The sequence below is a fragment of the Nitrosomonas sp. Nm33 genome, from assembly GCF_900107265.1.
Classification (GTDB): Bacteria; Pseudomonadota; Gammaproteobacteria; order Burkholderiales; family Nitrosomonadaceae; genus Nitrosomonas.
Window position 1 is genome coordinate 1 of the sequence record NZ_FNPJ01000076.1, and the last position, 14,307, is coordinate 14,307.

15 protein-coding genes and 2 pseudogenes are annotated in these 14,307 nt (G+C 40.1%); 12 read left to right on the plus strand and 5 right to left on the minus strand.

Features of this window, described 5'->3' with window-relative positions:
• Positions 1 to 901: 901 nt before the first annotated feature.
• Positions 902 to 1,219 carry a hypothetical protein gene (locus tag BLV54_RS12620; RefSeq protein WP_090572009.1) on the minus strand — a complete coding sequence of 106 codons (318 nt, stop codon included), beginning with the start codon at positions 1,217 to 1,219 and terminating at the stop codon, positions 902 to 904.
• A gap of 829 nt (positions 1,220 to 2,048) precedes the next feature.
• Between BLV54_RS12620 and BLV54_RS12625 the strand changes: the two genes are divergently transcribed.
• The 3 genes from BLV54_RS12625 to BLV54_RS12635 all read left to right on the plus strand — a co-directional run bounded on the left by BLV54_RS12625 (position 2,049) and on the right by BLV54_RS12635 (position 4,600).
• A complete protein-coding gene (locus BLV54_RS12625) occupies positions 2,049 to 2,435 on the plus strand; it encodes a hypothetical protein (RefSeq protein ID WP_090572010.1) in 387 nt (128 codons plus the stop codon).
• Positions 2,436 to 3,401: 966 nt separating this feature from the next.
• Positions 3,402 to 3,794, plus strand: a complete 393-nt coding sequence (locus BLV54_RS12630; protein ID WP_143032513.1) for a hypothetical protein — start codon at positions 3,402 to 3,404, stop codon at positions 3,792 to 3,794.
• A 344-nt stretch (positions 3,795 to 4,138) separates the two neighbouring features.
• Positions 4,139 to 4,600, plus strand: a complete 462-nt coding sequence (locus BLV54_RS12635) for a hypothetical protein (protein ID WP_090572012.1) — start codon at positions 4,139 to 4,141, stop codon at positions 4,598 to 4,600.
• 411 nt (positions 4,601 to 5,011) lie between these two features.
• On the opposite strand, the gene BLV54_RS16185 is transcribed toward BLV54_RS12635, so the two are convergent.
• Positions 5,012 to 5,149, minus strand: coding sequence for a hypothetical protein (locus BLV54_RS16185; protein WP_176969769.1), 138 nt, complete (start codon positions 5,147 to 5,149; stop codon positions 5,012 to 5,014).
• A 646-nt stretch (positions 5,150 to 5,795) separates the two neighbouring features.
• Positions 5,796 to 6,044: a hypothetical protein gene (locus BLV54_RS12645; RefSeq protein ID WP_090572014.1), complete on the minus strand. Its 249-nt coding sequence runs from the start codon at positions 6,042 to 6,044 to the stop codon at positions 5,796 to 5,798.
• Between BLV54_RS12645 and BLV54_RS12650 the strand changes: the two genes are divergently transcribed.
• The 8 genes and pseudogenes from BLV54_RS12650 to BLV54_RS15705 all read left to right on the plus strand — a co-directional run bounded on the left by BLV54_RS12650 (position 6,030) and on the right by BLV54_RS15705 (position 11,338).
• The gene (locus BLV54_RS12650; RefSeq protein WP_090572015.1) at positions 6,030 to 6,242 is read left to right on the plus strand and encodes a hypothetical protein; all 213 of its coding nucleotides are present in this window, start codon (positions 6,030 to 6,032) and stop codon (positions 6,240 to 6,242) included. The genes BLV54_RS12645 and BLV54_RS12650 overlap by 15 nt on opposite strands.
• Positions 6,232 to 6,804 (plus strand): annotated as a pseudogene (locus BLV54_RS16980) (IS1595 family transposase); the annotation flags it as partial. The gene BLV54_RS12650 and the pseudogene BLV54_RS16980, both read left to right, overlap by 11 nt.
• A gap of 270 nt (positions 6,805 to 7,074) precedes the next feature.
• Entirely contained in the window at positions 7,075 to 8,673 is a 1,599-nt protein-coding gene (locus BLV54_RS12660; RefSeq protein WP_090572017.1) for a DUF2235 domain-containing protein, read from the plus strand.
• A gap of 129 nt (positions 8,674 to 8,802) precedes the next feature.
• Positions 8,803 to 9,309, plus strand: coding sequence for a toll/interleukin-1 receptor domain-containing protein (locus BLV54_RS12665; RefSeq protein ID WP_090572018.1), 507 nt, complete (start codon positions 8,803 to 8,805; stop codon positions 9,307 to 9,309).
• A 25-nt stretch (positions 9,310 to 9,334) separates the two neighbouring features.
• Positions 9,335 to 9,619, plus strand: a complete 285-nt coding sequence (locus BLV54_RS12670) for a hypothetical protein (protein ID WP_143032514.1) — start codon at positions 9,335 to 9,337, stop codon at positions 9,617 to 9,619.
• A 127-nt stretch (positions 9,620 to 9,746) separates the two neighbouring features.
• Positions 9,747 to 9,971, plus strand: coding sequence for a hypothetical protein (locus BLV54_RS16190; protein ID WP_176969770.1), 225 nt, complete (start codon positions 9,747 to 9,749; stop codon positions 9,969 to 9,971).
• A gap of 342 nt (positions 9,972 to 10,313) precedes the next feature.
• On the plus strand, positions 10,314 to 10,709 hold the full coding sequence (locus BLV54_RS12675) for a hypothetical protein (RefSeq protein ID WP_090572020.1): 396 nt from the start codon (positions 10,314 to 10,316) through the stop codon (positions 10,707 to 10,709).
• Between the two features lie 380 nt (positions 10,710 to 11,089).
• On the plus strand, positions 11,090 to 11,338 hold the full coding sequence (locus BLV54_RS15705) for a hypothetical protein (protein WP_143032516.1): 249 nt from the start codon (positions 11,090 to 11,092) through the stop codon (positions 11,336 to 11,338).
• Positions 11,339 to 12,078: 740 nt separating this feature from the next.
• Here the strand turns inward: BLV54_RS15705 and BLV54_RS15710 are convergent.
• Positions 12,079 to 12,309 (minus strand): hypothetical protein, encoded by a 231-nt coding sequence (locus BLV54_RS15710; RefSeq protein ID WP_143032517.1) that lies wholly within the window; start codon positions 12,307 to 12,309, stop codon positions 12,079 to 12,081.
• 758 nt (positions 12,310 to 13,067) lie between these two features.
• Here BLV54_RS15710 and smbP point away from each other — a divergent pair.
• A complete protein-coding gene (smbP, locus tag BLV54_RS12690) occupies positions 13,068 to 13,430 on the plus strand; it encodes a small metal-binding protein SmbP (RefSeq protein WP_090572021.1) in 363 nt (120 codons plus the stop codon).
• Between the two features lie 745 nt (positions 13,431 to 14,175).
• On the opposite strand, the pseudogene BLV54_RS12695 reads toward smbP, so the two are convergent.
• A pseudogene (locus BLV54_RS12695) lies at positions 14,176 to 14,307 on the minus strand (IS5/IS1182 family transposase); the annotation flags it as partial.

Genomic DNA, 14,307 nt, shown 5'->3' on the forward strand with positions numbered 1-14,307 from the left:
GCGAGAAAAATACTTTCATAACCGCGTATTTGACAGCATCGATACGCTCGAGAATCATTTGGTTAGTGCATTATGTAATCTCGAAAATGCCCCGGATTTAATCAAAAGTATAACCGGCTGGGATTGGATTATTAATGCAGTTTCTAGTGCAAATTAGAATTATATACATTTAAGCTCGCCAATTCCAAAAAATTAAAATTACAATCTTTTAATTATGGTACAACAGCTTCGCTCTTGTACGTGGGATTGAAACAGACTGGCATTGCCAGACTGTGAGGTGAAATCTATCAGAGTCAGTTTAATTTTCTACAATTAGTGATAAGTCATCATTAATAATAACTTGACAAATATGACAATTGTTGGCGAGCGATTGCGAGCACTGGCGAGTATTATATTAATAAATACAGTTGGTTATAACACCTGTTAAACAGAATTAATAAATTAAAAATCAATTAGTTAATTTGAGAACGTGACAAAAATTTATAATCCAAAATTATTAATTCACCATGAGATTTGAAATCAGAAGGTCCCGAGTTCGATTCTTGGTGTCAGCACCCTTAAAATCAATGGCTTAGGAATAATTGCCTAAACCATTTTTTATTTGTGGGGCACTGATGGGGTACTCGGTGATAATGAATGATAATGAGATGAAGCCTCTTTTTAGGCTTGCTGGCGATATAGGATATGGTTCGCTATCGAAGATAATAAAAATAAACCTCTGTAAACTGGGTATAAGTTTTTTCTTTAAATTTTGTGGTTTATTAGAAAAAGCGTAGCGTACATCAGTTACGCTTTTTTGTACCATTTCGTTATCAAGATTAAAGAGAGAATGAGGCTCTCAATTAGAGTGTGAGCAACTGTTCCTGCCTTTTATATATTTGATTTTATTTCTTCTGGCTCGTCATTTTTTATTAGTCTTTACGCACTTTAAATATGTGTCATCTCTGAATTCTTCCATGGCTCTTTGTTGCATAGGTTCAGTGCTATATCTTGGTCTATCATATGCATCAATAATTATCATCTCAATTAAACTTTGATCATCTTTAGGTCCTTCTTCTTTTGTTAGTTCCATCAATCTTGACATTGCAACACCTGCTTGCCTTGATTCCATTATTGCTGTAGCGTATGCTGATGCTACTTCGCAACCTTTGCGCCAATTATCTGCATATATTGGAGTTGCAAAGACCAAAAAAAATAAAACTATTAAAAATTTCTTCATAAATCTTCCTGTTTAAGCATAGCTATTGTTATAACGGATTTTTTTCGTAATTTCTGAGTTGTTGCCAAAATGCATAATAAATTCTGGATTTTCAAAATTTTGACATAGATAATGCATTTTGAATAAAAAATTTTGTGTGAATAATTGGTTTTAATTTTTTTATCTTTTATTACTCTCGCTTTAAAAAGATCGCATTTTTTATTTTTTGTGTCCCATAACAAAATATTATTAAATTAACTATATGTAATATAATAAAGTTATTTAATATTTATGCTGATTGTGTATCCGATGACGACAGGCCGTAATTGATTGTTTTATTAAATACAAAGATAGATATAAAATAAAAATGGCGATTTCCATAGATATAGAACGTGACAAATCTGATGATTATCAGCGTGTATTGGCGAGCATAGGCGAGTAAAAATTATTAAAAAACAGGTAGTTATAACACCTGTTAATCATTAATAATATTCATTTAATCAATAGATTGCATACATAGCGTGACAGAAACCGCTATAACACATTACGTGCTGAATAGCATTGCTTTTCAGGTAGAAAAAAAGCTGGTGCTAAAAAATTGTGGAAACATTAGATTAAGCTTCAGCAAGTGCAATCAAATTGAATCACGATAAACCAAATACCAGATTAGAAATAATAATTCTTATTGAATAATAGAATTCTTACTGGCAACTTTCATGCTCTGATTCACATCATTAATCAATAGTGTGAAGCTACTTCAAATATCTAAAAGAAATTTGTTTAATTTCTTAATTAGCACCCATAATGAAATAACGAATGTTGTCGAACGAAAGGGTAAGGAGTAGCTATTATGGACTTAGAAGTAGGAAAGTTAGACGCGCTAAAATTTCTAACAAAACAGTACATTGAAAATGTCTGGATATCTACCGGCATACATCTGGTTGCGCTCGGTTGGTTATTTTCTTCTGAGCAAATACACATGCTTATAAAAGAAGAGCTTTTTATACAAATTGGTTTAACGTGTATTTTATTAGTACTTGAATGCCTTCGTTGGTTTGTAAACAGGCCAATTTATCGTCGTATAAGATTTCTGGAAATAGATGTAGCAAAAAAAATCAGTATAGAGCTGGCAGATGCCTGCACTATCAAACCCTATAGGTTTATATGTAATGAACTCTCGATCTGTTTGCTAACAGTTTTTGCAATAGCCTTTATATGGCTTTATCCATATTTATAAAACAAATCAGGCACTGCAGTCGCAAACGAAAATGTTACCGAGTTTGAATTAGTCATAAAGAAAACGTGACAAATATGATGATTATTGGCGTGTTTTAGCGAGCACTGGCGAGTATTAAATTAATAAAAACAGGTGGTTATAACATCTGTTAATCCGCAGGTCCCAGGTTCGAGCCCTGGTCGGGGAGTCATATGTGTGTAAGTCGTTGTTATATATCGAGATTGCCGAACTGGATTGATGGGGCTCCGAGATGATCGCCGGATTTCGGCTTCTGCTTCCACATAACATGCATTTTTCTTGCATCTCGCCTGTCGGTAGGTTGCTGATTTTCACAAATAATCCTTCTGTTTCTTTTGATTAAGCAAGGGATAGATTTGATTTGCATCGCATTGTTGCAAAAAATCTCTGAAAAACCATTCTAGTCTAACTTATGGGATTGTCTGTCGCGCACTTAGCGTGCAGCATCCTGCATTAAAAAGATATCCGTGTAAAAGAAAATTATTTGGATATGTGCAGCTATAAGCTTGCCAAATTATTCAAATACAGGTTTTTTCTTTCATTTATTTAATTCAGCAACCTCTTATTCATAAATGCCAACTTAAAGCGCTACACAAATTCTGTATAATTTCATTGTATCCATATGTGACACAATAAATTTCATATTTTGATACTTATTTTTTTGTTATTTATATAGGTATGATGCAACATAGAGAATTAGTATTAATATGATGAATAGGGTTAATGTATTAAAAACCATAATATTGTTATAAGTAATATTAAGATAAATCATCTCGAGCTATTAAGCAAAGCACCATCTTGAAGAATCAAATTAATTATAAGTTTGATTCCTGCAAAGAACGTATCTTTAACATGGTTACTCTTAATCAACTAATGACACAATATTTTTGATAAAAGCTTTTAAATAAAGAAAAGATGTGAAATTTAATATAAGTTGATTGAGGGGTTATGATGAAAAAGGTCAATTATTTGGTAATTGTTTTGATGCTCGGTTTCTTGGTTGGTTGCGCACAAATGAATCCAATAGGAAACGTTCAGGGTAATGAATTTTATAGTGCTAAGCTGCGTGCCATAGACCCTAACAATCATGATGCGTTGGCTAAACATTACGAAGATACGGCCGACGAGATGAAAGTAAAGCTGCAAGAACAGAAAAAACTGCTTGAAGAATATGAAGAACGTAGTAACTCTTATGGACGGAAAGGCCAAGATCTTCAGTCACGTATTACTGCTAAAATTCGCCAATATGAAAATACTATCAAAGAGAATCTGAAAGAAGCTGCCATTCACCGAAAAATGATACAAGAAGAAGAGAAGCGAGAGCTCGGTTTTAACAAATGAAGGAAATGTAGATTCTCAATTGAGCTCTAGCATTTATTCAAAAATGCATTCAAGCTTCTGAAGACTAAAAATCGGAAAAAAGTAGGCTGAGTTTTCAATCGGCTGGCTTAGACTATATTGCTGTCTATGTGGAATTCTTAAAATCCTAGAGATAGAGCTGATCGCTGGCGAAGTGCACTACCGGACTTGCTGTTCTTTTCTTTGTGTTTTTTTTACCTCTACGTTTTGAACGTCGTTAAGTAGGATGCTGTAACGACAGTGATTACCATGAGCTTTTGTACCATTATTCGGTTAGTCATCGCAATTATTTCCATGCCTCTGTGGGAAAGCCAAAGGAGATTAGTGTGAACGTGGGGAAAATAGCGCTTGCTCTTTGGGTAGTGACAGTGGGCGCCTTTGCTTTCTATTTTGTGCGAGGCCATACATCCATCAGTACGGATCAGCGGCGTGCCATTCAATTGAGTGTCGAGGAAAAGGATTTTGTGTTGGCTGAGATGAGGAGTTTGCTTTCGTCTGTCAATGGCATATTAAGGGGACTCCATGAACACGATATGATTGCTGTAGCCGAAGCTGCAAAATCTGCTGGTATGGGCATGGCCGTCGATGCCTCACCTTTACTCATGGTGAAGTTACCGCTTGAATTTAAAATCATGGGCATGGGCTTGCATGAGGATTTTGATAAGTTGTCAGTGGATATCAAGACTGGATTAAACAGGGATCAAGTTATCCATCGATTATCCGAGCTGACAAGTAAATGTGTGTCTTGCCACCAGATCTATCGCTTGAGTTCAGACCGGACAGATTAGAGCGTTTAAGAGGAGTTGCTGTGGTCACCACAAAACTCAGCATACATCACAATACGCATAGTGCTGGAAGGCCTGCGTGGCGATGACAGTATTGCAGTGAACCACCCTCAGGTTTATTGGAGACTTTATTTCTTGAGAGAATGGAGTTATGAATAAATCAATAAGATACTTGCTTAAAGTCCGCAAACGAGCAGCTAAAATGATTTTGAGATAACGAGCCGGTTATGAATCCCAATGAATAGTCATTAATTCATTGTCATCATAGAGCTATTCGAAGAAACCACGCAGAACACAATGATTCTCTGGAAAACCTAGGATAATTCAGATCGCTAGCCCATACAGCCAAGTCTCTCGGAAGCAATTTCATTTTTCTTGATATTGAGACTGATTGACATGGTCTAATAGACCATGTCAATCAGGATCGTTTTCACCAAGCGCTGCGATGGATTCCAGCATGTCATATAACCCGACCGGGCCAATTGCTTCACCCATGCGGCCAGTCGCCTGGCCACGACTGTTGCGTGCTACGCGCGCAATGCCAAAATGCACTTTGGCGCTGCAGCTTTCGATCTGAAACGCAGCCGGTGCGACATCGACCGCGGGTGCATCAGGGGTAAAGCGTTTGATCAGGCCTCGCTGGTAAAATCAGGCGGCCCGACCACATCACGCAGTTTTACCCCTAATGCGGATGTTTTGATGTGCATGATCAAATCGTTTTCGAGTTCAGCGAGCATCAGCAGCCTCATTGATAGCGCGCTCGATACGCTTTAATATCCAGTTTTCATCCTGTGTGCTTATACCCATGTAGGACCATGCCGGGATGGTGCTGAATGACGTGTAACATAATTGTCGTTGGCGAGCTGAAAGCGCAGTGCTTTAGCGATCTTTGCTTTAATGACGCTACCGAACTGCTGAATGGCTGCATAAACACGGTTTACACTTACCTGGGCAAAATTGCTTGTTGATATAGGTGTAGGTTTCCTCCTGCGTTGGTTCGGAAGGTTTCAAACCTAGCTGATCCAGCGTGTCTTCATCCAGTCGCATTACGCCACATTTACAGTCCCATGCCTTGACCGGATAATGCGCTTGCTAGAATGGATGGTCCACAGGCAACACCAGTTCATTCCAGGCTGAGTGCTCCAGGCGGGGATGCTCAGAGTTGTTAGCGTCATACTTGAGGTAAGGAAAAGTATCTTTATTTCTTTGAATGCGTTTCCCATTGCCCTTTGCTGTGGGCGGTGCGCAGATTAGTATCATAAATAACCTTCATGCGGCGCGTGCTGCCAAGCTGCATGTTCTTTACTTCACCAGTTATCGGGTTGGTCATGTCAGCGTGTTCCCACCAACCTTTCTGCAGTAGCAGGGGAGCTAATTCTTTGCGGAATTGCTCGAAGGTCGTATCGTTTGCCAAAGCTGTATCAACCGCCTCGTGAATATCGCGCAAGATATCGAGCTGCATCGCCTTGGCTACGGTGAACGCAGCTTGATGTTCTTGTTGCCAAACATCCTTCCAACTAAAGGCGATGAGGTATCCATCGATTCAATTAATCCGGCTGTTTTTGTGCGAAATTCATTCAAGCTGCTGGTCGTCGCTGCTAGTTCCAGGACGGGCGCAATCAGTGGAGAATTTGGTGAAGGATGATCGGACGCAGAAACTTCACGGAATTGCCGAAGCCGACGAGACCTACTTACTTGAATCTGAGAAGGGATCTCGGCACATAAAGCGGAAAGCGCGTAAGTGTGGCGGTTCCGCGACAAAACGAAGCATTTCTGATGAACAGGTTTGCATACTCGTTGTTTGAGATCGCATAGGGCAGACACTGGATTTCGTGATCGGAAAAGGCCTTGTGACTAAGACGTAGTTACAAGACTGCTTGCCGCCTTTTCTAGATGAGGACAGCTTACTAGTTAGTGATGGGAATCCCTTATACCACTACTTTGACTTTGCGCAGGAGATTGCTATCACTCATGAGACTGTTAATTGCTCTGCAGGAATCGGCATCAAGAGTGCTTATCATTTCCAGAATGTCAATACCTATCATGGTCGTCTCAAGAACTGGCTCAACCACTTCCATGGTGTTGCCACCAAATATCTCTCCAATTACCTTAGCTGGAGACGGACTATCAATATTCGTCGCTTGAACACCCCTGAATTATTCCTCCGTGCTGCTCTTCGGATATTTCCACACATTTTGATGACATAGCCTAAAAAATTGAATAATAAAAAGGATAAGACTGAATTTAGTGAAAATCTATTTTAGATAAGAAACAGCTTATACCTAGACGATGCAATAAGCATCGTTATTTTGTAGAGGTGTATTTAATAAATGTGTTGCAATATGATGATGGTTAGTTTGTATTTGTCCTCCCAGATTTATGGGACGCTTTACAATCAGTCGGATGCTCTTGGGATACGTTCAATACAAATTGATAGTTTTTGATGTGCGATTTTAATTTTATTATTTGGGGAGAAGATGAAAAATATAGTTTTATGTGCCGATGGCACTGGTAATAAAGGTGGATATGGTAATGACACTAATGTCTATAAAGTATATAAAGCTGTAGATATTCATCACAACGGAATTCAACAAATCGGAATTCAACAAATTACTTTTTATGACCAAGGTGTCGGCACAGAAAAAAGCGATACTAATAAAAATAAATATTTGACAGCCCTATCCGCTGCTTTTGGTTTTGGCTTTCAACATAATGTACGTGATCTTTATAAATCTCTCGTAAGAAGCTATAACATTGGTGATTCGATATTTTTATTTGGTTTCAGCCGTGGGGCAGCTACAGTTCGAGCTTTGACAGGTTTTATCCATCACTGCGGATTGATTGATAGAAATCATCCGAAACTACAAACCAACGGTGTTTTCGATGATGAAAAATTTAAGCAACTAGTTGATGAAGCAATTAAGTGTTATCAAGTCAAAGGTAAAAAAGCAGATGATTTCAAAGAGAAATATGCAATTAAAGATAATGAATATGCACCTGGTGGAAATTTGAAAATAAAATTCATCGGTGTTTGGGATACTGTTTCAGCCTTGGGTTTCCCAAAAGATTTCAGCATGGCTTTTGAATTGTTTTTCAAGTTAGTTGACAAGCTCAGTGATTATATATGGCCACACAACTTCTATGATTATGATTTAAATCCATCTATAGAAAATGCTTATCACGCTATCTCGATTGACGACGAAAGAAAAACTTTTCACCCAATGATATGGAATGAAAGTAAAACAAATGGTCATGTTGAACAAGTTTGGTTTGCTGGAGTACATTCTAATGTTGGTGGCGGTTATCCGAGAACTGGCCTGTCGGATATAGCATTGGAATGGATAATAACTAAAGCCCAAGCACATGGTTTGATTTTTTATCAATCACATAAGGATCAAATTTCTGGAAGCGCCAATAAAAATGATAGGCTTTACAACTCCAGAGACGGAGTCGCGATATATTATCGCTACAGCCCCAGAGATTTAGAGTCGCTTTGCGAAGGAAAACTTAAAGATAATAATAAAATCGCGATACACAAAAGCGCCTATGAGAAAATCAAAGATGTTTGTGATCCATATGCGCCAAATGGTTTACCTATCAGCTTTGATGTTGTAGGTTTGAATCCAAACTATCCATTCAAACCTACCACCATTCATACACCTTCAGTTGACCAGGGAAATATAGAACAATGGGATGCGCTTAAAGCAGAAGAGAATAAATACATAAAAAGTCGGGAGATCCTATATCGATTGTTTGTTGAATTAACTCTTCTTATATTTATAGTGGCTGGATATTTTTGGATATGGGGTATCCCTGAATCATTAAAACACAATGAGACTCTGCCCGAAACTCCTTACTTGGTAAAGCTTGCAGATTTTTTGAATTATATTACACCAGTCTATTTTGAGAACTTTATAACTGTTGTGGTTTGTAACTATCCAATAATATTCTTTAGCATGTTGGCTATACTGTTTATTATGTCTAGTTTAAGTAAATTCTTTACTAAAAAGCTGCGTGATGTTTGCAGAAAATTATGTAACTTGGTTCCTATACTTAGTATAGAAAAGAAAAGCTAGATATTATTAATAAAATAGCGTCAACCTAAAAACGACTATCTCCGCCTCAAATCTACATTCTTCAACATACATGACGAACATCTTCATTAGCTATCGGCGCAATGACGTTAGTGGTCACGCAGGTCGCCTATGCGACCGCCTGAATGCTCATTGGGCGGTGACAAAGTATTCATGGATGTTGAAGATATCCGACCGGGGCAAGATTTCGTTCGGGCAATAGATGATACAGTGGCGGGCTGTGATTACCTTCTTGTGCTGATCGGTCCTCGGTGGGTAGAGATGATGGAACGGGACTCTAGTGCGACTTATGATTTTGTTCGCCATGAGATCCATGTCGGCCTTAGCCGTAATATCACCGTTATTTCAGTTTTAGTGGCAGGAGCTCGGATGCCTGAAGCGCGGCAGCTTCCTTCTGATCTTGCTGAGCTAAGCCGACGCAATGCTATCGAGATTCGTGATGATCGATTCGATGATGACGTAGCCAAATTGATCGAATGCCTTAATATTCCTTCCTTTACGAAAGCTGTGAAACCTACGTTGCGCTCACACCGTCGTGTCTTCGCTAGCACGATTGCATTCGTGCTGGCTGTAGTTGCCCGGAGCTACGCTTATTTTGTTGCGCCCTGCTGCCACTGAGATCAATGGAAAATGGGTGGTTGACATGCAAAAACCAGGTCAGCAATCTTATTGTATCAGCATGACTCTTAGTAATGCAGGTAACACAATCCACGGGATAGTCAACTATCCAACTGGAGACGGGCCTATTCAAGAGGAATCTTTCGACGGCGCATCGCTGACGTTTTCCACTTCGCGCATCCCACAGTTTGAATCATCGCCAGTTGTTATCCGTTTCACAGGCAAAATTGAAGCCGATGGCATTCATCTTACCTCGAACGATGCTTCCGGTGTCGCGACTGGAGTCGCACGCAGAAGTGTTTCACCATAGATTACCGTTTGTATCGGGAAATTGCTTTGGTTTCTAGCGATAGAAGTAGCTTTCGCCTAGCACTTAGCCCTAGGGAGGGCAGAGAGTATTGTTGGCAAAATCATGGAGGTGATGCAAGGCAGAGTAGGTGCAGGTCGGCTCGCTCTCCCGCCATGATAGCGGAGGGGAGGGTGCGGGGGGCAGCTTGCCCTCCAGCGCATGTATAGTTGGCCGCTGTGTGGCCGTTTTGGAGTGTGGATGGCTACCCCATCCGAATTTTCCGGGTATTACCCTGGGCAATTTGGGTCGTTTCTGCCGGCTCTCCCCGTTCGTGCTCGCCGTCATCGGATTTCAGGATGATGTTCAGAAATAGTTCAGCGGAAACTACTATAGGTCGTTGTTTTGCATGACTGATACGTGTTCCAGGGGTGATCGCCGGACTTCGGCTCACGCTTCCACCGAATAGTTAAATTTTCCCCCTTCAAGCTTCTTACGTGAATTGCTCAGAACGTAATTTAACCTTGCTTTTTCACTCCAAAACACTTGTCTTCCTTTTGCAGATTTTGCTTTTGCTTTTCGACAATGCTGATCGATCCTATTTTTGACAAGCAATTACTCGTAGTTAAGAAATCTTTAATGACGCTTCTTTGCCATATTTTTGTAATAAAAGTTGATTATAAAGGTAATGGTTATTTGTAATTGAAAGGATTTTAAAATGATTAAAAATACAAAACCAGCTACCAAATCATCAGTTGAGAATGTGACAATTGATTATTTTTCTGTGAAAGATCCTACGTATTCTTTAAGGGCACTTTTGAGTTTGTTGAATGCTAAATCTCCAACAGTTTGTGCAAATCATGAGCTGAGTTCTCAATTTTTTTTGTATTTAAAACTGGCTAATTATTCGATTCTTGAGGCGCTGGCAAAGCGCACAAGCGTTAGCTTAAATGAAATAACGAATGAAGTGCTTACTGTAGGTGTTGCGTATATTCTTAGCCATTTGGAAGAAGATTCTAAGAAAAGAATTAAAGAATTGGCTGAAAAGATTATTCAAGATGTAGAATTAAAAAATCTACTATGGGAGGACAAACATTTATCTGAAATTTGCTAACTTATCCGGGGCACCTACATCACCATTTCTGTAAGATCATAATGAATCTGGCAGATGTGGTCTGCCTGTTTGTTTCAATTGCCAAGATATTCAAATAAAAAATACAAAATTCTAAGCCAACAACCAAGAACCTTCAGCGACGCTTAGGACTCGATAATCTGAAAGTGTCGCATCCTACAAAGAGCATCCTCCATCATCAATTGGCCCTGGGCGTTTTGCTTTTTCTGTCTTCGTTTTCGATAAGGAAGTATATCATGCTAGTCCTCAATGTCCCTGCCCTGATCAATTGTATCTCCGATCCAGCTATTCGAGACCTGGCACAGCAGTGATTTTCGGAGAGATACAACAGGGAACCCTGCGACTACAACCCCCACGGCTACATGATCATCGTGGAGCCAGGCAACAAAGATAGCTGCCCGCTATTGGATAGTCTCGGGGCGCCGGTCCGACCCGCTCCCTCTGGAATCGCGGGGGAGCGGGGTGCAGTGGCCCCACATATGCATAGTCGGCCGCTGCGGGGCGGTTGCGGGGTTGGGATGACTATCCCCATCCCGTGCGCTCCCGGCGGCCCACGGAAGGGCGATATCGTGGAATTCATTCCGCTTAAACCCAACTCGACTACGCTTTAGCTTTTAATCTCACCAACCGGGACCATTGGTCGTGTATCCAGTGATCATCTAGAGGCATTTCTCTCAGCAAGTAATGCCTGAATTATTATCCCGGATTGGAGCGTTCTCCAGTGGGGCTGCTTTTCACCGTCCTTCTCCAGGAAGCTATCGGCAGGAATCGAGACAGGTCTGCACCACTTTTATGAATCGCTTAGAATCGATTATTAGGTTTATTTCGACACGTTACTCACTCGGGTTACGCTAGACCCAGAAATCCAACGGTTCGGGCTATAACGACGACTCCCATAAGTATCCAAAAAATGTTTAGGAGTGTGTATGCCGCATCTTTGCGTAAAAATGCGCACCATGTGAGGATAAGGGAATCAAGAGTATTGACAGTCCAGACAAACATGAAGGGGCTCTCTGGGCCGAGCCAACTGACCATAGTGAAGTTACAAATTCGCATGATAACTCCAATCATTTCTAAGGTTTTCATGTGATTGATAATAAATGTATTCATGCTCATCAATTTACCAGTTCAGTTTTTGTGCTTATATTTCGTCGCCTAGTTGCTATTTGGGAATTATCTTGACCCTACTTTCTTGCATTTACCTAGAGCACCCATGTAATCCCACATCATGCAACATACTAACCTAACTTGGCGTTGGACTGAGGAAGTATGTTTTGTTGCATGGATATTGGTTTCCATTACTTATTATTAGATTATTTTTGCTTGTGGAAAAGATAGACTTGAGATAGTGCTATGTCAATATCTGGTGGACATAGTTGCCCACTGCGGGGTGCAGATTGGCCCACCTCGCCGCAGTTCGTGGGGTGAATGGGACACAAGTTGGTCCCCAGCGCACGCATGGTTGGCGACTGTGCGGCCGTTTCAGGGCAGGGATGACTATATCCTTTATCCGAATTTTCCGGGCATCACCCTGGGCAATTTTGGGTCGTTTCTGCCGGTTTCCCCCGCCCGTGTTCGCCACCACTGGGTTTCGAGTGATGTTCAGAAAAAATTCGGAGGAATCCGTCGTAAGCTGTTGATTTGAATGAGAGAGGAAGGCAGAGGCACGCCATCAGTGGGTGCAAGGTTCAGCTCTGGTTCGGTCTGTGTGGATCGGTTCGGTGTCCGGAGAAAAACTACTTTGGATTCTTCATCTATTTGTAGGCATGAGTGACTGAGCTCCGGACTGTTAATCCGCAGGTCCCAGGTTCGAGCCCTGGTCGGGGAGCCACGCTATGTGTAAATCTTTGTTCTATATCGAGATTACCGAACTGGATTGACGAGTGCTCCGAGGTGATCGCCGGACTCCGACTCCTGCTTCCACATAACGTGCATTTTTCTTGCATCTCGCCTGTCGATAGGTTGCTGATTTATCCAAATGATTCTTTTGTATCTCCTTATAAATTAATAGTAGACACATCATTTGCCGGTAGTCAATTCATGAAAACTTCCCGTCTTCTGTATCATCAGAAGCTCTCTTTCGGCTTCAAATAAAACCGGTCAGATCATTTGCTAAAAGTCTGAGCAGTTTATTTGTTTTCTACATTAGCCGGTCTAGCAATATTGTTTTCTTGCAATGTATGTTATAAAGAAAATGCGTGCTATTAAACTTGAGAGACAAGTTAGACAAGCTGATTCTTTTTCTGGAAGTTGTGGAATTGGACAGCACGATCTTAGCTAAAACTAAGAGTGAGAGTGTTTTGACATTATTAATCTTAAGCAAAATAAGGAGTAATTGTCATGAAAGCGATATCAACTATTATTACAGCTGGAGTGTTGGCGTTTTTTTTGAGCACCCAAGTCTATGCAGCATCTACAGCAGGATATGCTTTTGAAGCATTAGAACATGCTGAGGAAGCAGAGAAGCATGGAAAAATGGGGCATTCCAAAGAACTACTCGAACACGCAAAGAAAAGCTTGGAACACGCTCAAGCTGCAAGCAAGGAGTATGCTGAGGCCCAAAAGAATGAGGCCCACAAGAATATGGATGAAGCCATTGGGCACTTAAATGAAGCCGTTAAGCATGCTGAAATGAACCATGCTGATGTTGCAACCAAGCATACCGAACAAGCCATCCAACTTATACGTAAATCTCGTCATTAATCGTAGCAAAAAGCATGTGCCCCCATTATGGCTGGGGGTTTGATAAAAGATGGTATCCTTTATCAAACCATCAATTGAATAAAAAAATAAAGTAATCCTTTAACCAGTACCGTATTAATTACGACTAACTAGGTCGTATACCCTCAAATGAATTAGTAAGTATCTAGAAAAAAACATCTAAATTCCAGAAGACAAGGAATCAGAAAACGGCCGCGATATCAATTGCAGATACGCGGCTTTTCTTTTTTTGTATCTGCTTTTATTTTGTCTGCTAGCACTATGCCTGTCTTAATCATATTGATGTGATCAGTTAAGGTTTGAACTATTACCCAAATAGAGATAGCCAACTTTCCACATGAATCATTGTAATTTATATGGTTTCTGCAAATTTGTTTATAGTAAATTATTACTTGTCCACAATTTCTGTGGATAACTTTGTGGATAATCTGTCAGTACTGCTGCTAAGATGGTTATTTGTAATAATCTTTTCTGGATCGATTAAATTTTAAACATATAATAATATCATTTATAATCAATAGCTTCTTATTTTGTTGTTTATTTCCGTAGTTTTGATTGATGCAAGATGCTTTTTAAAAAGCAATGTGGATTACTTCAGGATGTCAAGAAAATCTTCAATTCAATTGCATGCATTCCTATTTGAAATGTTGAGATTTTTATTCTGCAAAGAGAAGTTTTGAAGCTCTTCAGCAAGATTGAGTAAGCTTATCTTATGTTTAATGATTGGAGCCACTGCCCGATACTGTTTTAGTCGGGCAAAAGCGTTTTCCACCAAATGTCGATATCTATACAAGCCCCAATCCATATCTGCGTTACCCTTCAACGAATTGCGCTTTCCTGGAATCACAGCCATGGCTCC

Bases quoted from the DNA above. Each gene is read 5' to 3' on its own strand.
- BLV54_RS12620 (WP_090572009.1), bottom strand. From the start codon at position 1,219: ATGAAGAAATTTTTAATAGTTTTATTTTTTTTGGTCTTTGCAACTCCA.
- BLV54_RS12625 (WP_090572010.1), top strand. From the start codon at position 2,049: ATGGACTTAGAAGTAGGAAAGTTAGACGCGCTAAAATTTCTAACAAAA.
- BLV54_RS12630 (WP_143032513.1), top strand. From the start codon at position 3,402: ATGATGAAAAAGGTCAATTATTTGGTAATTGTTTTGATGCTCGGTTTC.
- BLV54_RS12660 (WP_090572017.1), top strand. From the start codon at position 7,075: ATGAAAAATATAGTTTTATGTGCCGATGGCACTGGTAATAAAGGTGGA.
- BLV54_RS12665 (WP_090572018.1), top strand. From the start codon at position 8,803: ATGCGACCGCCTGAATGCTCATTGGGCGGTGACAAAGTATTCATGGAT.
- BLV54_RS12670 (WP_143032514.1), top strand. From the start codon at position 9,335: ATGCAAAAACCAGGTCAGCAATCTTATTGTATCAGCATGACTCTTAGT.
- BLV54_RS12675 (WP_090572020.1), top strand. From the start codon at position 10,314: ATGATTAAAAATACAAAACCAGCTACCAAATCATCAGTTGAGAATGTG.
- BLV54_RS15705 (WP_143032516.1), top strand. From the start codon at position 11,090: ATGATCATCGTGGAGCCAGGCAACAAAGATAGCTGCCCGCTATTGGAT.
- smbP (WP_090572021.1), top strand. From the start codon at position 13,068: ATGAAAGCGATATCAACTATTATTACAGCTGGAGTGTTGGCGTTTTTT.